Origin of the sequence: Nitrosospira briensis (genome assembly GCF_900115125.1) — a bacterium.
GTDB lineage: Bacteria > Pseudomonadota > Gammaproteobacteria > Burkholderiales > Nitrosomonadaceae > Nitrosospira > Nitrosospira briensis_A.
In genome coordinates this window covers 31,083-50,711 of the sequence record NZ_FOVJ01000006.1, presented here as the reverse complement: position 1 = coordinate 50,711, position 19,629 = coordinate 31,083, and the positions used below count along the sequence as shown (strand labels likewise).

Below are 19,629 nucleotides of genomic sequence, written 5' to 3'. Positions count from 1 at the left end.
TTAGGCTCATGAAAGTTGATAACCTGAGCTGCTTCCACTACCAATGCCCAATTTTTTTGCCCTGATTCCCGCGGCAGGCTCCGGCTCACGCATGGGAGATGAGCTTCCCAAGCAATTTTTGCCTTTGGCCGGCAAGCCCATGATTTACTATACGTTGCGGGCGCTGTGCGCCTCGCCGCGGATCAGTTGCGTGTTCGTGGTGCTTGCCCCACACGATGGGGAGTGGATGCGTCATGACTGGTCGGAATTCTCGGGTAAGCTGATAGTGCTCGAATGCGGCGGCGCGACGCGCGCAGAAAGCGTGCTGAATGGCCTGAAATCGGCACGCGTTACCTCATCCATAAGCGATAACGACTGGGTATTGGTGCATGATGCTGCGCGGCCCTGCCTGGGGAAGGCACAACTAGAAAAATTGATGGATGAACTGGCTGATGACGAGGTGGGCGGATTGCTTGCCGTACCGGTTGCGGATACGTTGAAGCGCAGCGATACCGGCAACCGGGTTGAACGCACCGAATCCAGGGACAAGCTATGGCAGGCGCAAACGCCTCAGATGTTTCGTTATGGCTTGCTGGTGGAAGCCTTGAGCAGAACCGGTGGCATTGGCATGACCGATGACGCAGGTGCGATTGAGGCGCTGGGCCTGCGCCCTAGGCTGATACTGAGCGATGCTCGCAATCTGAAAGTGACTTATCCTGCCGACCTGTCGTTGGCCGAGCTGATACTTAGAAATCTTTAAATGGTATTGCGACGCAGCCGATCATTGATTGGCTGCGGATAGAGTAGAGAGGGGCAAGGTGAGTAATTTCAGAATCGGCCAAGGCTTCGACGTCCATCAGCTTGTTGAAGGCCGAAAACTTATTATCGGAGGCGTGACTATTCCTTATGAGAAAGGCCTGCTCGGCCATTCCGATGCAGACGTGTTACTGCACGCCGTTTGCGATGCACTCCTGGGCGCAGCGGCGCTGGGGGATATAGGCAGGCATTTTTCGGATACCGATCCGCGTTACAAGAATATTGACAGCCGGGTACTGCTGCATAACGTTTATCGCTTGCTGGCGGAGCACCATTACAAGGTGGTGAATATAGATGCGACAATCATAGCCCAGGCGCCGAAAATGGCGCCCTATATTCCCGCCATGGTTATCAATATTACGCAGGATCTGCGGATGCGGGCGGGAGATGTAAATGTCAAGGCCAAGACTGCGGAGCGGCTTGGCCCGGTGGGCAGAGGCGAGGGGATAGAGGCGGAGGCAGTATGTCTGATTGCCTTGTTGGATGATGCGGGCAATTAACGAGAATGCCGGAATGGAGCAACGTTTCGTCCGGTTTTTTTTTGCGCTATGGCCGGATGACAGGGTACAAAAGCAACTAAGCGATGCGGTAGAACGGTCGCGGTTGGAGCCGCTCTGCGGCGGACGAAAAACGAAAACAGAAAACATCCATCTCACGCTGGTATTCGTGGGAGAAGTGAACCCTGGCAAACTGGAAGCCCTATGCCAGATCGCTGACCGAGTCAAAGGCTCTGGGGCACGTGCTTTCGATCTTGTTGTCGAGAGAATGGGCTATTGGAAACACAACAAGATTGTGTATGCGGCAATCGCTAAAATTCCTCAAGAACTGACGGATTTGGCCTCTGCTTTGCAAGATGCGCTATCCACGGCGGGGTTCTCGTTGGAACAGCGAGCGTATAAACCTCACATAACGCTGATGAGAAATGCTTCATGCCGGACTTTGCCTGAATTGGCGGAACCCATAGCGTGGCGGGTGCGGGAATGGATGCTGGTCAAGTCTGAACAGACCAGCAGCGGATCGAATTATGTCCCGGTTGGCCGCTGGTCTCTGGATTCCTGAACGTTTAAAGATAAATACAGCTTTCCAGATGCCTCGTCAGATTTTTCTCGCTGGCTCTCGTGTAATCCTTTTCAAAAGTGTCGCTCACCAGGTTACGTACGTGGTTCCCCAAGTTGCTGTTGATCAAGCCCAGGAAAGGAGTTGACACGACCAGGATCAACCGCTGATAGCTATTGGCCGTGCGCCCCTGTTCCAGTTCCCTCACTAAACGACAGGCGAAGTGATGTGCTTCGTTTTGTTTCGGATCGGTGGCAGGTATATACGAACCACGGCCATTGCCATTGCCGTGGTTGTGCCCGGGTCGGTCCGAAACTAATGCCACGCGTTTTTCCCTGCTGGCATCATGTCTGAATTCCTTAAGTTTCTGTAGTCCTTTTTTTGGCCCGTAATTTACATAAAGGTATGCAGCACTTGCGTTTGCGACGAGAATCCACGTGATCATGACTCCTCCGTGATGGTGGTAGGTAAAACTGTATGATTACTGCTCGATGGCACTGAGTTTCCAGCCGAATCTCTGGACGAAGACGGTTGATTCATTTGAATCGGTCCCGTTAGTGGAATCACCAGGACGGTGATGTCTGGTTATTATTACAATTGAAAAGTGAACGGTCAACCGCAGATTGAGAATCATATAATCCTCGCATTCATTCGATTTTATTTTGAAAATACTTGCTCTCGATACATCTACGGAATACTGCTCCGTAGCGCTAATGCTGGATGGCGAAATATGGAATCAGGAGGTTCTTGCGGGGCAGCAACACTCTGCACTGATCTTGCCCATGGTGAACCAGGCGCTAGGCGAAACCGGGCTGACGTTATCGCAGCTGGATGGCATTGCTTTCGGCGCAGGCCCCGGGTCGTTTACGGGCCTGCGCATTGCGTGCGGAGTAACTCAGGGACTGGCTTTAGGCGCGGACCTACCGGTAATGGGCATAAGCACACTGGAATCACTGGCACAGGAGACAGATAACAAGCGGGTAATTTCGGTACTCGACGCCCGCATGAAGGAGATTTATCATGCCGCTTACGAGAAATCAACGGAGGGGTGGCAGGAGGTGAGCACGCCGTTTCTGTGTTTGCCCCGTGACGCGCCGCCTGTTCCAGGAGACGGCTGGACAGGTTGCGGTAGCGGTTTCGATATTTATCACGAAGCGCTGCGAGCCCGCTACGATGGCCGCATTACCCACGTAGTCGGGGGCTTGAGGCCCAATGCCCGGGCAATGGTCTGCTTAGCCGTGCCACGGTTTGCGCAGGGGCGGGGCATAGACCCTGCTGATGCGGCACCGCTTTATATCCGTAACAAGGTGGCGCTGAAGGAGAAGGAGCGATGAGCGCCCAATTACAGGAAATGCTGCACATCAGACAAATGATTCCGGCGGACCTGGATGCGGTGGTGGCGATCGAACGGGAAGTTTTTCTATTTCCCTGGACGCGCGGCAATTTCGCCGATTCCATCGAATCGGGATACCATTGTCTGGTATTGGAGCAGGGCCGGGAAGTTTTTGGATATGGCGTAATGTCAATTGGCGCGGAAGAAGCTCATTTGTTGACTCTCAGCATTGCCGCCAAGTCGCAACGGAAGGGCTGGGGCGAAGAATTGCTGCGGCATTTCATTGAAATCGCGAGGGAGCAGCGCGCCCTGACGATGTTCCTGGATGTGCGGGAATCCAACCGGGGCGCCGCAAGGCTATATGAGCGCATCGGGTTCAGGCAGATCGCCAAACGCAGGGATTACTACCCTGCAATGGGCGGACGCGAAGATTCTTTGGTAATGGAATTGGTATTATGACTGCGGACGGGAATGCAAGGCATGCCAGGCGCAACGAGATACTTAAAGAATTGGGTTTAACGCCACTGTGGCGTACCAGAGCAGCCAGCACGCCCGGCACGTCCCAGCCCTCGGAACTGCCGCAGGAGCGCCAGCCAGTTCCGGTGCCCCTTGCCAGTCCCGAAATGCGGTCTGAGTCCGGGGAGCAGATTTGCAGCCATTTGGCCTCCGATGTGCTGAAAGACCGGCAGGTAAAGATCTCGGAGATGAATTGGGGCGAGCTTGAGACAAGCATAGCGGGTTGTACCGCATGCGGTTTATGCCAGTCCCGTACCCGCACAGTATCCGGCGTGGGGGATCAAAATGCAGACTGGCTATATATAGGCGAGGGACCGGGTGCGCAGGAAGACCTCATCGGCGAGCCTTTTGTTGGACAGGCCGGCAAACTGCTGGATAATATGTTGACGGCAATCGATCTGAAGCGCGGCCGGCGTGTGTTTATTACCAATATCGTAAAGTGCCGCCCGCCTGCCAACCGCGAACCCCTCCCTGAGGAGGCGCAGTGTTGCCAGCCCTATCTTGCGCGGCAAATCGAGTTGATCAAACCTAAACTGATTATTGCGCTGGGCAAGGTCGCTGCACAGAATCTGCTGGGTACCGATGCCAGCCTTGGCAGTCTTCGTGGCAGGTTACACCAGCATTCGGGCATTCCTGTTATTGTCACCTATCATCCGGCCTATCTGTTACGCACTTTGCCGGCAAAAGCAAAGGCCTGGGAGGACCTGTGTTTTGCCAGAAGTACAATGGAAACGCTATTGCAATCGGGTAATTAATCCCCATTTACCTATTCAGATGACGCGTGAGCAACATTTTTTCAGGAAGAATTCCATGAACAAACTGCTGCGGTCCCTGTTACTTCTTCTTGCCATTACCTTGAGCGGATGTGGCTACAACACCTTGCAGTCAACCGACGAGCAGATCAAAGCGAGTTGGGGGGAAGTCTTGAATCAGTATCAGCGACGCGCTGACCTGATTCCCAATCTCGTAAATGTAGTGAAGGGCTTTGCCGCGCAGGAAAAAGAGGTGTTGTTGGGTGTAACCAATGCCCGCGCCAGGGTTGGCAGCATCCAGGCTACGCCCGAGCTTATCAATGACCCCGAGGCATTCGCAAAGTTTCAGAGCGCGCAAGGAGAACTATCCAGCGCGCTCTCGCGCTTGCTTGTGGTGGCCGAGAATTACCCGCAACTTAAATCAGACGCCAATTTTCGTGAGCTACAGGCACAACTGGAAGGCACGGAAAACCGTATTACCGTGGCACGCAACCGCTACATCAAGGCCGTCCAAGAATACAACGTAGTAGTGCGCTCATTCCCCAGCAATCTCACGGCAATGATATTCGGTTATCAGGTGAAGCCTGGTCTCACTGTTGAAAACGAGAAGGCGATTTCCACTGCGCCCAAGGTGGATTTCAGCAAACCGTAGGTGATTCAGACTGGCACTTAGCACTCGCAGGATTGGTGGAGGCTGCACGCCGTAACCCTTCGTATCAATTGCCGACGGGTTGCGCTACGCTCCATCCATCCGACGGCTACAACCGGCGTCGAACCGGGATTGGTTCACAGGCACATTTATTTATGATTCAAGCCGGGAGAAAAATCCTCGCACTCATCGTTCTGCTTTTTTCCGTCTCTTTGATGGCGGACGTGGCGATCCCGCCCCTTGTGTCCCGTGTCACCGATCTGACTGGCACCCTTTCCGCGAATGAGGCCGCGCAACTGGAGCATAAGCTGAGGGAATTCGAAACCAGGAAAGGCAGCCAGATTGCGGTACTGATCGTTCCCACCACTCATCCTGAAACCATCGAACAATATTCAATTCGCGTCGTCGAGGCCTGGAAGCTGGGACGCAAGGGCGTCGATGACGGTGTCCTGCTGCTGATCGCCAAGCAGGACAGGACGGTACGGCTGGAAGTCGGCTATGGCTTGGAAGGGGTGCTGCCAGATGCCATCGCAAAGCGCATAACCGATGAAACAATTATTCCCGAGCTCAAGCGGGGAAATTTCGCAGGGGCCATTGATGCCGGAATCGAGCGAATAGCGCGTGTGATAGAGGGGGAAGCGCTGCCTCCGCCCCGCACCAGGCATGCCAGGGGCGATGGTACCGGCGCGGTTGCCGATGTTTTCCTGAACAATATTATTTTCGTTTTCATAATACTCATCGTCATCGCCAGGATATTGCAGTCCTTCGTAGGACGTTTTATTGGCGCCACCCTGACGAGCGCTGCGGCTGGTTTTATAGGCTGGCTGATTTTCTCTTCCCTGCTCATCGGCATAGTTGCCGCAGTTTCTGCCTTTTTCATAAGCTTGTTCGGGTATCCCGGCGGAGGAGTTTCCAGGGGAGGCCGCGGTGTTTGGCCTGGAGGCTTTGGCGGCATGGGCGGTAGAGGCGGTTTCGGGGGTGGTGGCTTTGGCGGTGGTGGCTTTAGCGGCGGCGGCGGTGGCTTCGGTGGTGGTGGCGCATCGGGCAGATGGTAAATGAATTTCTCTCGTATACTTCGACATCTTTTCACTGGCCCTCGGGCGGTACGGCGCATATTTCCTGATACTGCCCTTGCGGCGATCGAAAAAGCCATCCGGCAATCCGAGATCAGCAACGACGGAGAAATCGTGTTCGCGGTGGAGGCGGCGCTTGATACGCTGCCTCTAATGGCAGATCAGCCGGCGCGCGAGCGCGCGATAGAGGTATTTTCCCAACTCCGCGTCTGGGATACCGAACATAACAACGGCGTGCTCATTTACCTGCTGCTCGCCGATCATGACGTTGAAATCATAGCTGATCGTGGAATTGCCAGCAGGGTCGGCAATGAGGCTTGGGAAGCGATATGCCGCCAAATGGAAACGGCTTTTCGTGAGGGGCAATTTGAATCAGGTGTCATTACGGGAATAGGTGCTATTGGCACCCATTTGCAGGAGTACTTCGCGACGGAACGGAAGGCTGGAGAAAATGAACTGCCTGATAGACCTGTTATCCTGTAGCACACAGGACGCTTCAATGTCCCTTATGGGCGCCAATCAAATGTAAAGAGTCTTCAATACTCTGGTTGCGCAGGTGCCATTGCCGTATCAAGGCCATGATCACTGCGACAAATAGACCGAATAGAACAATAACGGTATAAACATGGACGTCGAAGCTCACCAATACTGCATATAACCCCAGCATGGTGAGAATGCTGAGGTTCTCGTTGAAATTTTGTACTGCAATGGAGTGGCCCGCGCCCATCAGGATATGCCCGCGGTGCTGCAATAACGCGTTCATCGGTACGACAAAAAACCCCGCCAATCCGCCTATCAGCATTAAAAGCGGAATCGCAATCCACAGGTTTTGCGCAAGAATCATGGCCATCACCACAATACCCATGGCAATGCCGAGAGGAATGACTTTTACGGAATTGCGGAGCGACACCACTCGGGCTGCAATAATCGCGCCGATCGCAATCCCGACGGCGACCACACCTTGTAGCTGTGCCGCTTTGCTTAACGGATAACCCAGCGCAGCATCCGCCCATTTCAGCACAATAAATTGCAGCGTCGCGCCGGCGCCCCAAAACAGTGTTGTAACCGCCAGCGAAATCTGTCCCAGTTTGTCTTTCCATAGCAGGTTCAGGCAATGCCCGAACTCATGCATAAGGAATAGCGGGTTTTTCTTGAGAATGCGATGGTCGACTCCAGTGTTGGGAATGTATAGATTGAATATGGCGGCAGTAGTATAAAATATGGCGATGAGAAGGATGCTGGCTTCCGGTACGGTGTCCACACCCGTGTCTATGAGCGGAAAATCAAACGCCAGAAGTACTGCCGAGATTGCGGGTGAGATAAGCAACCCGCCAAAGACGGTTCCCAATATGATGGAAGCTACCGTTAAGCCCTCGATCCAGCCGTTGGCAATGACAAGCTTTTCGGGGGGAAGCAGTTCAGTCAGTATTCCATACTTCGCCGGGGAATAGGCGGCAGCGCCGAGTCCGACGACTGCATAGGCGGCCAGAGCGAAGTACTGGTGCGCTGCCAGAAAAAGCAGGCTGCAGCCAATGATCTTGATGGCGTTACTGATGAACATTACCCGTCCCTTTGCCATCGAGTCCGCAAAAGCCCCAACGAAAGGAGCGAGAATCACATAGAACAGGACGAATACAAATTTGAGCATGGGTGTGAGATAAGCGGGAGCGTGCAGCTCTAGCAGAAGCGCGATGGCAATCACCAGCAGCGCATTGTCCGCCAGCGAAGAAAAAAACTGGGCTGCCATAATGGTATAAAATCCGCGTTTCAAACTATTCTCCTTGCTGGAACTTGTCCTTGCTCAGGCACGGAATTATACAATGCTCATCCAGGCTATATCATCAAAACGCTCATGCCGGCCAGTTGAAATCCACCTGCTCCGGCGCCCAATGATTAAATCTTCCTGAACACCGATGCCGCGTCCTATCCAGGCGCTGATTGATCTGTCAGCGCTCGAACATAATCTGTCGGTCGTTCGCCGTCATGCTCCCCATTCGCGTGTAATGGCCGTTATCAAAGCGGACGCGTATGGTCACGGCTTGCTGCGCGCAGCAGAGGCGCTGGCACGTGCCGACGGGTTCGCCATGCTCGAACTGGATGCTGCCGTACGCCTGCGGGAAGCAGGATATCGCCAGGTCATTTTGCTGCTCGAAGGTTTTTTTGATCCAGATGAACTGGCGCTGATCGAGCAATACCATTTGAGCGCGGTAATTCATCACAGTGAACAACTTGCCATGCTATCTGCATCAAGGCTGCGCGGGGAATTGAGCGTATTCTTGAAGCTCAATACCGGCATGAACCGCCTGGGATTCACGCCTGAGGAATTTCCCGCTGTATTGGAAACGCTCAAGGCCCATCCTGCAGTGAAACAGATCACGCTTATGACTCATTTCGCCAGTGCCGATGAACCTTGCAGGAACGATAGCATTGGTGTGCAGTTACAGCGTTTCAATGCGGTCGCCAACGGACGGCATCTACCGCGGTCATTGGCAAATTCCGCCGCCATTCTACGTTTTCCCGAAACGCATGCAGACTGGGTACGTCCCGGCATCATGCTTTATGGCGCGTCGCCATTTATGGATACCGCTGCCAGCGAATTGGATCTGCTTCCGGCAATGACGGTATTGAGCAAGATCATTGCGGTGCAAACGCTAAAAGCGGGGGACGGCGTGGGATACGGACATACTTTTCGCACCAGTCGATCTATGCGCGTTGGAGTTGTCGCCGGCGGTTACGCCGATGGCTACCCTCGCCATGCACCCACCGGTACCCCTGTAATGGTGAACGGAAAACGTACCCGTGTCGTCGGGCGTATATCGATGGATATGTTGCATGTCGATCTGAGCGAAATAGGGGATGCCGGAGTGGGTAGTCCGGTAACCCTCTGGGGAAAAGGAATGCCTGTAGACGAGGTGGCACAATCGGCGGGTACGGTAAGCTATGAGCTCCTTTGTGCGTTGGCGCCGAGGATGCAAAAATTAACATAGTTCGATCAGGTCCTGGAAATGGGGCGAAAAAAAAGGCAGCCGAGACTGCCTTTTTTCAATGCTACTGACTTTCAAGACTATTCGACTTTCGCCTTGCCGCGCAGATCGCCGACTGATGCTGCGAACTCCCGTTGCAATACACGTTGCGCCAGATTTTGCTTTATTTCCTCGAATGGGGGGACCTTCAGTGGCCGCACGTCATCCAGCCGGATTACATGCCAGCCAAAGGGGGTTTTGACCGGCTGCTGGGTAAGCTGTCCTTTGGTCATTTTGGTCAAGGCTTCCGCGAAGGGCTGGACATAACTTGCAGCGGGACTCCAGTCGAGTTCGCCACCCTTATTTTTGCTGCCTGTATCGAGGGATTTTTCCTCGGCGATCTTCTCAAGCTTGGTGCCTTTTTTGATATTGGCAATGATATCCTTGGCTTCCTCTTCGGTAGCAACCAGAATATGGTGCGCCTTGTATTCCTTATCACCCATCTGGGTCTTTACCGCTTCATATTCCTTGCGCAGTTCTTCATCGCTGACCGGATGTTTTTTAATGTAATCTATCTGGTACGCCCGGACGAGCGCTGTCTGGCGCGCCATTTCCATCTGGGTTATGAAATCGGGGTCTTTATCCAATCCTTTTTTCTTCGCTTCCTGAGCTATCACCTCCTCGGTGATGAGATCTTCGCGCAGGGCTTTCCGTGTTTCAGGAGTGTCGGGCTGACCCTGGGCGGTACGTGCCTTCAAGATGAGTTCGAGGCGCGACTGAGGAATCGCCACGCCGTTCACCTTCGCCATGGTTGAGCCGGACTGAGCGTGAACAGCGGTTACGGCAATCAGCCCAGAAATACCCAGCGCGGTTAGTTGAGAAAATTTCAAAAAATGCATGGGGCTTCCTTGTCAGTAGATCAAATTAAATTTCTTCGGGAGTATACGCCTTTACACTCAACGCGTGAATATTCTTGTGCATCATCTCCTGAAGCGCCGTATATATCAGACGGTGCCGCTCCAATGCCGACTTGCCGGCAAATTTCGGGGAGACTATGGTAAGCAGATAATGCCCTCCTCCGCTTTTGGCGCCCGCATGGCCCGCATGCCTTGGGCTTTCATCCAGAATTTCAATCTTTACGGGCTCAAGCACGGAAAGCTTCTCCCTGATCAGTTCCATCGTGCTCATCGGCTTATTATTTATGGGGGCAAAACTTTTTTGAATGGCCTGATCATCAGTTTGCCATACACGCCAGAAGTGGAATAGGGATCGGCTTCCGCCCAGGCTCGCGCGGCTTCGAGCGATTCAAATTCGGCCACGATCAGACTGCCGGAAAATCCGGCGGGACCGGGGTCCGGGCTGTCAATTGCCGGGTATGGACCCGCCAGGACAAGACGGCCCTCTTCCTGCAATGCCTTGACACGTTCCAGGTGCGCGGGACGCACGGCCAGCCGCTTTTCCAGGCTATCGGGAACATCTTCCCCGCTTATCGCGTAGAGCATCATGTCTCTTTATCGTCGTTGCTCTCCATATACTTTCCGAGCATCAAACCTTGTAACAGGACAAAAGCCAGCATCAGGCCCATAAATCCGAACAGCTTGAAGTTGACCCAGGTTTCGGTGGAGTAATTGAAGGCCACGTAAAGATTGGCGGCGCCCATCAATGCAAAAAAGGCGGCCCAACTGGCGTTCAGACGGCCCCAAACCGGTTCGGGCAGGGTAATCTGTTCTTTCATCATCGCGCGAATCAAATTCTTCTTGAAAATCGCATGGGCCAGCAATAATGCGACGGCGAAAAGCCAGTAAAGCACTGATGGTTTCCACTTGATGAAAGTCTCATCCTGCAGAATCAGTGTTGCACTACCGAAGACAACAATGAGAACGAGGCTCACCCACAGCATTTTGTCCACCTTGCCGTGACGGAACCACACCCAGCCGATTTGCACAAAAGTGGCGGCAATGGCTACAGCAGTAGCGGCGTAAATACCATAGATCTTGAAAGTAATGAAAAACAGGATTACAGGAAAAAGATCAAAAAGAAATTTCATGATATGGAGCAAGCCGACAATAATTGCCTGATGAGCCAATTATCGCGGTTACAAAGGGAAAAATCTATCGAATATATTGATTGATTTAGACGATAGGCGTTTGATATCGTGACTTTGATCTCGCGGAGCATAATTGGCATTACTGCCGTTTCAACCAACGAACCGGATTCGAACAAGTAATAACGGCTGGAGCGATCCTCCCCCAGGTATGCCAACAGCCGAAGCGCATCGCACTATATCCGGTTCTGCCCTTACGTTATTAACCGCCAGGCCGCTGATCAGCGGAGCCGCGATCGAGCTTGAGGGACGCGGAATTGATGCAGTAGCGCAATCCGGTAGGGGCGGGGCCATCCTCAAACACATGGCCGAGATGCGCGTCGCAGTGAGCACACAACACTTCTGTCCTGCGCATGAAAAAGCTGTGATCTTTCTCCGCCACGATGTTTGTCTGGTCGATGGGTTGCCAGAATGAAGGCCAACCTGTACCGGAATCGAATTTGGTATTCGCGTCGAACAAGGCGGTTCCACAACAGACGCAACGATATATGCCGGAGTCGTGGCAGTCCCAGTATTCGCCGGTAAAGGCGGATTCAGTGCCTTTTTCGCGGCTGACATGATACTGCTGAGGCGTGAGCTGCGTTTTCCATTCCTGTTCGGATTTTCTGATTTTTTCGCTCATGCTCCTTCTCCACAAAAAATTTACGCTGCGGACTTCGTATATTCGAAGACCATATCCGAAGCTTGGAATCAGTGTAAGTGTATTGGGGCAACTTCACCCTCTTCCGGAAACTCGGCGTGCACCACTTCTCCTTCAGGATTCGGAAACAGCGGTGCGCCGCATTCTTCGCAGTACTCCAGAAGGAAGCGATTCTGCAACAGGGTGGTATGTGCTATGCCGCATTCCCGCAATGTTGTCTCGATTTGTCCCACAATATCGCTGTTTTCGTCTTCATCCCCGACTAGTGCCCAGACTATGCCGTAGAGTACGTCGTCGCGCTCCTTGAGCGTAAAACTTATGCGATATTCCTCCAGCCACTGGTCATAAAAGGGCGCGACTACCGCCCGGAGCCTGCTTGCGGAAATATTCAGGGTGGTTTGCAAAAAATCAACCGTGGCATGCATGGAATAGGGCCGCGCCAGGCGGTCGGCCATGCGCCATGCCGAAAAAAAGCCATCGGGTACCAGCAATTCGAACGCGCAGCCCTGGAATAGAATTCGCAGCGCTTCGCCGCCATGCGTCTGCCATGCTTGCACGATTTCTTTTTTTGAAAACTTTGGAGCAGCCGGATTGCCACCTCTTGTCTCGCTTCCCTCCGCCTGCCAGCGGAACATGGGCTTTCCCTGCGGCACTGCAATCGCGCCGAGAAGATAGCGGGTGTCGGAAAGAAAACGCCCGGTTTCGGCCAGTTGGCGTGGATTCATATGAAAACAGCGTTCTCCTGCGACTGCGGCAGCCCATAACTTCCCTGCCAGCTCATGTGTAAGGTGATAACCGCGCGGCAATTGGTCGGGGCTGAACAGGCAGTCCGCAAGCACGAACTGAACATTCTCCGCCAGCACATGTGTTTGCAACTGCGTTCTCAAATTCTCGAGCATCGGTTCTGCTATTGGCCCCGAAGGAATCGAAAAGCGCGACCAGGTCAGTACCGGCACGGCAATCATCAGCACATCATAGCGGCGATCATCGTGTGTAAATATGCTGCACTCTATTGCTGCCTCTATGGCGTAAATAAATTCGCTGTAACCCGAAGGATCACTGTCATAAAGGTGATCCAGCGCGGCCTCGAGATTCTGGTCGTCACCCGTGCGCAACTGGGCGTGTATCTTCGCCGCTAGCCGGTTTTCCCAAAATGCGTCCTCTATGCGGCTCCCCGATGCGGCAAGCCCAGCCGCCAGGCGAGACAGTTCCTGAACTACGCGTGGTGATTTGGTGCGGTGAGGGACGCGGGTTTTTTTCATGAAGTGGCGCCCTAAAGGTCAAAAAAATATTTTAACCCAAATTCGTCCCTTATACGGCGCTCACCAGCCCTGAGTGAAATCCGGGCGTGAAGGGCTTTGGCGCGAATATCGTGGAATGGGGCGGTGTTAGCGCTGGCGGGATTCACGGTAACCCTTGAAATTGCGAGCTCCCATCAGAGGACGCGGCCCCAGAAGCATCCCGGCTATGGGCAAGCCGATACAAGACCGGCAACACCAGCAGAGTCAGCGCGGTGGACGACAAGACACCTCCGATTACCACCGTTGCTAAAGGGCGTTGCACTTCCGCGCCTATGCTTGTAGCGAGGGCCATCGGAACGAACCCGAGGGCCGCGACCAGCGCCGTCATGAGCACCGGACGCAAGCGGCTGAGGGCACCGTTGGTTATTGCGTCGTCCAGCGACTGGCCCTGCCCACGCAAATGCCGGATAAAAGACAGCATGACCAGACCGTTCAGCACTGCCACACCCGACAGGGCGATGAATCCCACGCCGGCGGAAATGGACAGGGGTATATCGCGCAACCACAAGGCCAATACACCGCCGCTTAGCGCGAACGGGACGCCCGTAAACATCAGCAGGCCGTCCCGATAGTTTCCGAACATGGCATAAAGCAACATCAGTATCAGCCCCAGGGCCAGAGGAATAGCTACCTGGAGCCGCTCGGCAGCGGAAATCATCTGCTCGAATTGGCCACCCCATGTCAGCCAGTATCCGGGCGGAATCTGTACTCTCTCTCCAACGAGCTTTTCCGCTTCCTCGACGAAGGAACCCAGGTCCCGGCCACGCACGTTTGCAGTAACGACCGCTCTTCGCTTGCCATTTTCCCGGCTCACCTGATTGGGTTCCTGGACAACCTCGAGGCTGGCCACCTCGTCCAATCGAACGTAAGCAGGCAAGCTGCCTGAAGGAGCATTTGGAGCATCTTGAACGTTTGCCCCGGCGCGCGTGCCTGAAGCGGGCAGGCCGATCGGCAAACGCTTGAGTGCCTCGATGTCGCTGCGCTGTTGTTCGGGGAGCCGGACCTGCAATTCGAAGCGGCGGTCCCCCTCGAAGATAGTACCGGCATTCTGTCCGCCGACCGCAACGGCTACCGCGTCCTGTACGTCAGCTACATTCAAGCCGTAACGCGCAAGTTTTGCGCGATCGGATTTAACCGTGAGCACCGGCAAGCCGGTAAGTTGCTCGATTTTCACATCCGCTGCTCCAGGAACTGTTTCCAGGAGCTTCTCTATCTGTCCGGCGACGGTGAATAGCGTGTCCATATCATCACCGAACACTTTTACTGCAACATCGGCGCGCACGCCCGACAGTAATTCGTTAAAACGCATTTGTATGGGCTGCGTGAACTCGTAGTTATTGCCCGGCACTTTCCGGACTGCTTGTTCCAGCGCGGTAATCAGTTCTGCCTTTGTCCGGTACTGTTCCCGCCATTCCGATTCAGGTTTAAGCATGACAAAAGTATCCGCGACACTTGGCGGCATGGGGTCGGTCGCAATCTCCGCGGTTCCTATCTTGGCGAAAACCAGTTCCACTTCGGGAAACGTCTTGATTGTTTTTTCCAGTTCATCTTGCATTTCGATAGCCGTCGTCAGGCTTGTGCCGGGAATACGGATCGCGTGGAGCGCGATATCACCCTCGTTGAGGCTGGGCACAAACTCACTACCCATCCTTGTCGTCAGCAGGCCGGATAGTGTCACGATCACCACGGCTATCGTCACCGTCAGGCCCTTGTTGCGCATTGCCGCGCCCAACGCGGGTACATAAGCTTTTTTTGCCCATACAACCGCCGCGCTCTCCTTTTCCGCCACTTTGCCTGAGAGAAAGAGCGCGATCGCCGCCGGGACGAATGTTACGGAGAGAATCATCGCACCCAGCAGGGCCGTTACCACTGTGATAGCCATCGGATGAAACATTTTTCCTTCCACTCCCGACAGCGTGAAGATGGGAAAGTAAACGACCATGATAATAAGCTCGCCATAGATGAGCACCCGTCGTGCTTCCCTGGTGGCGTCGAATACCGCCGCCATGCGCTCGGTGGGAGTCAACTCCCGCCCGAGCCGTATCTGTTCATGAGCCAGGCGGCGCATACTGTTCTCGACGATGACGATGGCGCCGTCCACGATGAGGCCGAAATCAAGTGCGCCCAGACTCATCAGATTGGCGCTGACGTTGCTGACCACCATACCGCTGAAGGTGAACAGCATAGAGAGCGGAATGACGAGCGAAGCAATGATCGCCGCGCGCAGATTACCCAGAAACAGGAATAGCACGACGATTACCAGCACAGCGCCTTCGAACAGATTGGTTGCCACTGTCCGGATGGTTTTGTCCACCAGGATAGTGCGATCATAAACAGGAGTGGCACCCACGCCTTCAGGCAACGTGCGATTGATATCCGCAAGTTTTTCTGCCGTTGCTTGAGCAACGGCACGGCTATTTTCACCGATCAGCATATGCGCTGTGCCGAGAACCACTTCACCACCGTTCTGGGTAGCTGCGCCGGTGCGCAACTCCTTGCCTATCAGAATGTCCGCCACGTCGCTGATGCGTATGGGTATTCCCAGCCGTGAACCGAGCAGGATGTTACCGATCTCGTCCAGGTTGGTTACCTGCCCGGGCAAGCGAACCAGATGCTGTTCGCCGCTTTTTTCAATATAACCTGCTCCGACATTGAGGTTGTTGCGTTCCAGTGCGGTAACCACATCCTGCAGGGTTAATCCCAAAGAGATCAGCTTTTCGGGGTAGGGTGCTACATGAAACTGTTTGACATAACCACCGATGGAGTTGATTTCCGTGACGCCTGGCACCAGGCGTAGTTGCGGCCGGATGATCCAGTCCTGAATTTCACGCAGGTCGGTTGGGGTATATGCCGAGCCATCAGGTTTGGCCGCTCCCTTTTCGGCGTCAACCGACCACATGAAGATCTCACCCAGTCCCGTGGAGATAGGACCCATTGTTGGCTCGACGCCAGCGGGTAGCCGGTCTTTTGCCTCCTCAATTCGTTGACCCACTAACTGGCGAGCAAGGTAGATATCGGTCCCATCCTTGAAAATAACAGTGACCTGCGACAATTCGTAGCGTGAGAGCGAACGCGTATACTCAAGATTGGGGAGTCCGGCCATGATAATCTCGATCGGAAACGTTACACGCTGCTCTGCCTCGACAGGAGAGTAACCCGGCGCGTGCGTGTTGATTTGTACCTGCACGTTGGTAATATCCGGCACCGCATCGATGGGTAGTTTCTGATAGCTGTAGAATCCCAGCATGGCCATTCCTGTTACCGCCATGAGGACCAGGCCGCGTTGCTGGATCGATATTCGTAGAATATGTTCAATCATGATATGAGTTCGGGCCGGTCTTTTCGCCCCTGGAACGGTGAGATTCTCGGGTAGTCATTGGTCAGTGGTCGTGAGTTGCGCCTGATTTGCCCAGCTCAGCCTTGATCGCAAAACTGTTGCCCCCTGCGTATTGTTCTCCTGCGCGAAATCCCTCCAGCACCTCTACCATGTTGCCGTCGCTGCGGCCCAGTTCCAGCAGACGTGCTTCGAAGTATTGGCCGTAGCGGCCGAACACCACCGTCCACTCATTGAATGTTTGAATAGCGGTTGTGGATACCGCAACGGGAACCTGGATTTCTTCGGTCACCAATTCCGCATTTACAAACATGCCAGGACGCCATTTGCCGTCCTTGTTTTCGAGCTCGATCCGCGCAGTGGCGTTGCGCGTTTGCCCGCCCACCAAGGCTGTTATGAAGGTGACGGCGCCTTGTCCCTTGATATCCGATGCAGTCGCTTTGACTATCGCTTTTTGACCGACCTTGACCGCCGCTACATCTCGCGGGTAAACCGTTATTGCCGTCCACACTGTCGATACATCGGCAATGGTGAAGATATTGCTGTCTTCCTTGAGTGTTTGTCCCAATGCGATGGATTTTTCAATGACGAGCCCGGAGATAGGTGCGCGGATTTCATAGCGCGCCAAGGTGCTTCCGTATGAATCCGATTCGGGCTGTACGCCCAGTGCGGCAAGCTTTACCGAAGCAAGGTCCAGTGCTATCTCCGCCTCATTCCACAACGTTTGTGCCATGAGATAGTCCTGTTTGGCGGAAATTTTCTCCTCCCAGAGCCGCTTCTCTCGCTCATAGGTAGTGCGTGCCAGTGCCAATCGCTTTCGGGCCACACGATATTGGCTGCGCAGCTCAGCGAGTGCCTGGCTCTCGATGACCGCAAGAACATCTCCCTTCTTTACTTGCTGACCATGATGACGCTCGACGGACGTGACGATTCCCGGCAAGCGAGGTACTACCTGCACAATAGCGTGTTCATTGAAGATGATCTCGCCGGGCAGCTTGAGCGTCTGTTTGATGATCGCCGGCCCGGCCGTCAGTATTTCGACGCCAATGCTTTTCAGCATTTCGTCGGGCATTTCCACGCGGGCTTCGACCTGGCTATATTTCCAGTGAAAGGTTTTTCCCTTCCACTCGGCGGCAATTGCGGCATCGAACGAATGAGGCTCCTCTACTATTTGGTCGCCCACCAGGTAATCGACCTCAGGCTTGAACTTGTATACCTGAGCAGGGGCGCCAAGCCGTGACAGTGTTACGGTAACTTTGGCGGCAGAAGGGGGTAGCGGCTTGCCATTTTCATACAGATAAAGCCGGAACCGCGGCAGGACGCCCTTTTCGAAAATGGTCACTTCCAGGCCGAGTTCATCTGTTGTGAACAGTTTGCCTCCTTTTGGGCCTGCGCGGTATCGAGAGTCAGTGTCGCCCTTTGAGGATCCACGTTTATCGGCAGAATCCTCGACGTCGGCCGCTTCAGCTCCGGCATCGGTTTCAGACCCGGTTGAGGTAGGTTGCGCTGTTTTATCCAGTGTGAGAATAAGACCGCCCAGTGCTATTCCTATGGCGATCACGGCAATGATTGGAATGAGTCGTTTTTTGTTCTCCACCGTCTACTCCTTGTATTCCAGGTCGGCGCGTCCATCGGTCGGCGCACTGGGAATGCCGTCAATCGGCGCCGCGGTCAGGCGTTCTATTTCATTTACCAGGCGATGGTGATTTGCGAGTGCGCGCACATACAGGACCTGATTCTGGAACAGGGTGCGTTGCGCATCGAGCACCTCCAGAAAGCCGAATTTGCCGAGTTCATAACCCTTGTTGGTAACTTCGAAAGCACTCTTTGCCGCAGGCAATATTTCGCTGCGCAATATCGTGATTTCGTTCTGTACGGCCGATAAAGTCTCGTAAGCCTGCACTAGCTCGGTCTTGAGCCGCAAGTCGGTGGCGGCCTGTTCATCAAGCGCTTTATTCAGACGTTCATGCGCTTCCCGTACATTTCCCTGGTTCCGGTCGAAAATCTGCAGGGGCATGGAGATTCCGACCACGCCCGTCGTTCCGCCCGATTCCCAATGTTTGATCATGCCGCCGCCGATCGTGATGTTTGGCACGCGGCGTGTCTGTTCCACCTCCAGCAGCGCCTTGCGGTGCTCTATCCCTTTCCTGGCACGACCCGCCATCGGGCTCGCCAGGACACTCTCGGAAAGTGCTTCGAAATTTGGCAAAGTGGTGAGTAATTCGAGGTTTCCCAAGACCCTTCCAAATCGAGGCGAAGCGTCGCCCCATAGCAGAGCCAGCCGTTGGCGGGCAGCTGCCAGTTCCCGCCGCGCCTGTCCCAAGGCAATCTGCGTGGTGGAAAAGGCGACTCCTGCCTTGGTCTCCTCGATGGGAGGCACTTTTCCCGCCAGAACTCGCCTCTTTACGGTATCCACCACTTTCTGTGCCAGTTGCTGGCTCTCTTCCGCCAGCCGCAATTGCTCCTGACCAGCCAGCACTTCCATGAATGTGTTTGCTACCCGGGCGATGAGTTCCAGCCGTTTAGTTTCAAAATCCTTGCCTGCCAATTCCTGTCCGAGCGATGCGGCATATGCCCGAGCTGCGCGTTTTCCGCCAAGCTCGATCAGTTGGCTGATGCGAAAGATCAAATCCTGCTGTTCGACGTTTTCCTTGATGGTCGCGCCTGGTGGTGCGCCGCGCCCCTGACTGACCCCCATATTTCCAACATTGTCGATATTCAGGGATACGTCTGGATTTCGCAGCAGACCCGCTTGCAAGGTTGCCCCTTCCAGAGCGCGTACTTCCTTGTCGAAAGAGGCCAGTTCAGGATTTTGCTGTAGCGCGAGGCGTACGGCATTTTTCATGGTGAGATCGCTTTCTGCCTCAAGCGGGTGCCCCATTGAGAAGTTTATGTCTTTGCCCGGGACGCCACCGGGAAAACTGTTTTCTGCAATTGCTGAAGGGCAAGTCAGCGCGAGAATAAGCCATCCACATGGCGCCATGCATCGTGACGCCGTGAACAACCGGTCAAAGTTCATGGAAATCCTCCGCAAGCATTGTGCGAAACACTCAACTGCCACTTGATTACGCATCTACGCCATGTCATCGCCACAGGACCATGCTGGCGCCCGT

Annotated in this window: 21 protein-coding genes; 10 read left to right on the top strand and 11 right to left on the bottom strand. The window is 54.3% G+C overall.

Annotated elements, in window-relative coordinates:
* Positions 1-43 precede the first annotated feature (43 nt).
* The 3 genes from ispD to thpR are packed head-to-tail and all read left to right on the top strand — an operon-like array spanning position 44 to position 1,854.
* On the top strand, positions 44-739 hold the full coding sequence (gene ispD / locus BMZ14_RS11550) for a 2-C-methyl-D-erythritol 4-phosphate cytidylyltransferase (RefSeq protein ID WP_074797700.1): 696 nt from the start codon (positions 44-46) through the stop codon (positions 737-739).
* Between the two features lie 58 nt (positions 740-797).
* On the top strand, positions 798-1,295 hold the full coding sequence (gene ispF / locus BMZ14_RS11545) for a 2-C-methyl-D-erythritol 2,4-cyclodiphosphate synthase (protein ID WP_074797699.1): 498 nt from the start codon (positions 798-800) through the stop codon (positions 1,293-1,295).
* Positions 1,279-1,854 (top strand): RNA 2',3'-cyclic phosphodiesterase, encoded by a 576-nt coding sequence (gene thpR / locus BMZ14_RS11540; RefSeq protein ID WP_256208598.1) that lies wholly within the window; start codon positions 1,279-1,281, stop codon positions 1,852-1,854. Before ispF ends, thpR begins: the two co-directional genes overlap by 17 nt.
* A gap of 4 nt (positions 1,855-1,858) precedes the next feature.
* On the opposite strand, the gene BMZ14_RS11535 is transcribed toward thpR, so the two are convergent.
* Entirely contained in the window at positions 1,859-2,296 is a 438-nt protein-coding gene (locus BMZ14_RS11535; RefSeq protein ID WP_074797698.1) for a host attachment protein, read from the bottom strand.
* Positions 2,297-2,513: 217 nt separating this feature from the next.
* Here BMZ14_RS11535 and tsaB point away from each other — a divergent pair, with 217 nt between their 5' ends.
* The 6 genes from tsaB to BMZ14_RS11505 all read left to right on the top strand — a co-directional run bounded on the left by tsaB (position 2,514) and on the right by BMZ14_RS11505 (position 6,657).
* Complete coding sequence (gene tsaB / locus BMZ14_RS11530) at positions 2,514-3,185, top strand: tRNA (adenosine(37)-N6)-threonylcarbamoyltransferase complex dimerization subunit type 1 TsaB (RefSeq protein WP_074797697.1); 672 nt, start codon at positions 2,514-2,516, stop codon at positions 3,183-3,185.
* Complete coding sequence (rimI, locus tag BMZ14_RS11525) at positions 3,182-3,643, top strand: ribosomal protein S18-alanine N-acetyltransferase (RefSeq protein WP_074797696.1); 462 nt, start codon at positions 3,182-3,184, stop codon at positions 3,641-3,643. The genes tsaB and rimI overlap by 4 nt, the downstream gene beginning before the upstream one ends.
* Positions 3,640-4,455, top strand: coding sequence for a uracil-DNA glycosylase (locus BMZ14_RS11520; RefSeq protein ID WP_074797693.1), 816 nt, complete (start codon positions 3,640-3,642; stop codon positions 4,453-4,455). The genes rimI and BMZ14_RS11520 overlap by 4 nt, the downstream gene beginning before the upstream one ends.
* Before the next feature lie 55 nt (positions 4,456-4,510).
* Positions 4,511-5,104 carry a LemA family protein gene (locus BMZ14_RS11515; protein ID WP_074797691.1) on the top strand — a complete coding sequence of 198 codons (594 nt, stop codon included), beginning with the start codon at positions 4,511-4,513 and terminating at the stop codon, positions 5,102-5,104.
* A 152-nt stretch (positions 5,105-5,256) separates the two neighbouring features.
* Positions 5,257-6,156 (top strand): TPM domain-containing protein, encoded by a 900-nt coding sequence (locus BMZ14_RS11510; RefSeq protein ID WP_074797689.1) that lies wholly within the window; start codon positions 5,257-5,259, stop codon positions 6,154-6,156.
* Positions 6,157-6,657 carry a TPM domain-containing protein gene (locus tag BMZ14_RS11505; RefSeq protein WP_074797687.1) on the top strand — a complete coding sequence of 167 codons (501 nt, stop codon included), beginning with the start codon at positions 6,157-6,159 and terminating at the stop codon, positions 6,655-6,657.
* Positions 6,658-6,670: 13 nt separating this feature from the next.
* Here BMZ14_RS11505 and lplT read toward each other — a convergent pair whose 3' ends face one another.
* Positions 6,671-7,945 (bottom strand): lysophospholipid transporter LplT, encoded by a 1,275-nt coding sequence (gene lplT, locus BMZ14_RS11500; protein ID WP_074797685.1) that lies wholly within the window; start codon positions 7,943-7,945, stop codon positions 6,671-6,673.
* A gap of 142 nt (positions 7,946-8,087) precedes the next feature.
* Between lplT and alr the strand changes: the two genes are divergently transcribed.
* Positions 8,088-9,161 carry an alanine racemase gene (gene alr / locus BMZ14_RS11495; protein WP_074797683.1) on the top strand — a complete coding sequence of 358 codons (1,074 nt, stop codon included), beginning with the start codon at positions 8,088-8,090 and terminating at the stop codon, positions 9,159-9,161.
* Positions 9,162-9,238: 77 nt separating this feature from the next.
* On the opposite strand, the gene BMZ14_RS11490 is transcribed toward alr, so the two are convergent.
* The 9 genes from BMZ14_RS11490 to BMZ14_RS11450 all read right to left on the bottom strand — a co-directional run bounded on the left by BMZ14_RS11490 (position 9,239) and on the right by BMZ14_RS11450 (position 19,535).
* A complete protein-coding gene (locus tag BMZ14_RS11490; RefSeq protein WP_074797681.1) occupies positions 9,239-10,036 on the bottom strand; it encodes a peptidylprolyl isomerase in 798 nt (265 codons plus the stop codon).
* A 25-nt stretch (positions 10,037-10,061) separates the two neighbouring features.
* On the bottom strand, positions 10,062-10,325 hold the full coding sequence (locus tag BMZ14_RS11485) for a BolA family protein (protein ID WP_074797679.1): 264 nt from the start codon (positions 10,323-10,325) through the stop codon (positions 10,062-10,064).
* A gap of 11 nt (positions 10,326-10,336) precedes the next feature.
* Positions 10,337-10,639 (bottom strand): YciI family protein, encoded by a 303-nt coding sequence (locus BMZ14_RS11480; RefSeq protein ID WP_074797900.1) that lies wholly within the window; start codon positions 10,637-10,639, stop codon positions 10,337-10,339.
* Complete coding sequence (locus BMZ14_RS11475; protein ID WP_074797677.1) at positions 10,639-11,184, bottom strand: septation protein A; 546 nt, start codon at positions 11,182-11,184, stop codon at positions 10,639-10,641. The genes BMZ14_RS11480 and BMZ14_RS11475 overlap by 1 nt, the downstream gene beginning before the upstream one ends.
* Before the next feature lie 259 nt (positions 11,185-11,443).
* Positions 11,444-11,863, bottom strand: a complete 420-nt coding sequence (gene msrB / locus BMZ14_RS11470; RefSeq protein WP_074797675.1) for a peptide-methionine (R)-S-oxide reductase MsrB — start codon at positions 11,861-11,863, stop codon at positions 11,444-11,446.
* 68 nt (positions 11,864-11,931) lie between these two features.
* The gene (locus tag BMZ14_RS11465) at positions 11,932-13,143 is read right to left on the bottom strand and encodes a DUF2863 family protein (protein WP_074797674.1); all 1,212 of its coding nucleotides are present in this window, start codon (positions 13,141-13,143) and stop codon (positions 11,932-11,934) included.
* A 142-nt stretch (positions 13,144-13,285) separates the two neighbouring features.
* Positions 13,286-16,501 carry an efflux RND transporter permease subunit gene (locus tag BMZ14_RS11460; RefSeq protein WP_074797671.1) on the bottom strand — a complete coding sequence of 1,072 codons (3,216 nt, stop codon included), beginning with the start codon at positions 16,499-16,501 and terminating at the stop codon, positions 13,286-13,288.
* A gap of 61 nt (positions 16,502-16,562) precedes the next feature.
* Positions 16,563-18,113: an efflux RND transporter periplasmic adaptor subunit gene (locus BMZ14_RS11455; protein WP_074797670.1), complete on the bottom strand. Its 1,551-nt coding sequence runs from the start codon at positions 18,111-18,113 to the stop codon at positions 16,563-16,565.
* Positions 18,114-18,116: 3 nt separating this feature from the next.
* Entirely contained in the window at positions 18,117-19,535 is a 1,419-nt protein-coding gene (locus BMZ14_RS11450) for a TolC family protein (RefSeq protein ID WP_074797669.1), read from the bottom strand.
* Positions 19,536-19,629: the final 94 nt, after the last annotated feature.

Bases quoted from the DNA above. Each gene is read 5' to 3' on its own strand.
- BMZ14_RS11490 (WP_074797681.1), bottom strand. From the start codon at position 10,036: ATGCATTTTTTGAAATTTTCTCAACTAACCGCGCTGGGTATTTCTGGG.
- BMZ14_RS11485 (WP_074797679.1), bottom strand. From the start codon at position 10,325: ATGAGCACGATGGAACTGATCAGGGAGAAGCTTTCCGTGCTTGAGCCC.
- BMZ14_RS11505 (WP_074797687.1), top strand. From the start codon at position 6,157: ATGAATTTCTCTCGTATACTTCGACATCTTTTCACTGGCCCTCGGGCG.
- BMZ14_RS11480 (WP_074797900.1), bottom strand. From the start codon at position 10,639: ATGCTCTACGCGATAAGCGGGGAAGATGTTCCCGATAGCCTGGAAAAG.
- BMZ14_RS11535 (WP_074797698.1), bottom strand. From the start codon at position 2,296: ATGATCACGTGGATTCTCGTCGCAAACGCAAGTGCTGCATACCTTTAT.
- BMZ14_RS11510 (WP_074797689.1), top strand. From the start codon at position 5,257: ATGATTCAAGCCGGGAGAAAAATCCTCGCACTCATCGTTCTGCTTTTT.
- msrB (WP_074797675.1), bottom strand. From the start codon at position 11,863: ATGAGCGAAAAAATCAGAAAATCCGAACAGGAATGGAAAACGCAGCTC.
- ispD (WP_074797700.1), top strand. From the start codon at position 44: ATGCCCAATTTTTTTGCCCTGATTCCCGCGGCAGGCTCCGGCTCACGC.
- BMZ14_RS11515 (WP_074797691.1), top strand. From the start codon at position 4,511: ATGAACAAACTGCTGCGGTCCCTGTTACTTCTTCTTGCCATTACCTTG.
- BMZ14_RS11520 (WP_074797693.1), top strand. From the start codon at position 3,640: ATGACTGCGGACGGGAATGCAAGGCATGCCAGGCGCAACGAGATACTT.
- thpR (WP_256208598.1), top strand. From the start codon at position 1,279: ATGATGCGGGCAATTAACGAGAATGCCGGAATGGAGCAACGTTTCGTC.
- BMZ14_RS11450 (WP_074797669.1), bottom strand. From the start codon at position 19,535: ATGAACTTTGACCGGTTGTTCACGGCGTCACGATGCATGGCGCCATGT.
- rimI (WP_074797696.1), top strand. From the start codon at position 3,182: ATGAGCGCCCAATTACAGGAAATGCTGCACATCAGACAAATGATTCCG.
- BMZ14_RS11465 (WP_074797674.1), bottom strand. From the start codon at position 13,143: ATGAAAAAAACCCGCGTCCCTCACCGCACCAAATCACCACGCGTAGTT.
- BMZ14_RS11460 (WP_074797671.1), bottom strand. From the start codon at position 16,501: ATGATTGAACATATTCTACGAATATCGATCCAGCAACGCGGCCTGGTC.
- alr (WP_074797683.1), top strand. From the start codon at position 8,088: ATGCCGCGTCCTATCCAGGCGCTGATTGATCTGTCAGCGCTCGAACAT.
- BMZ14_RS11475 (WP_074797677.1), bottom strand. From the start codon at position 11,184: ATGAAATTTCTTTTTGATCTTTTTCCTGTAATCCTGTTTTTCATTACT.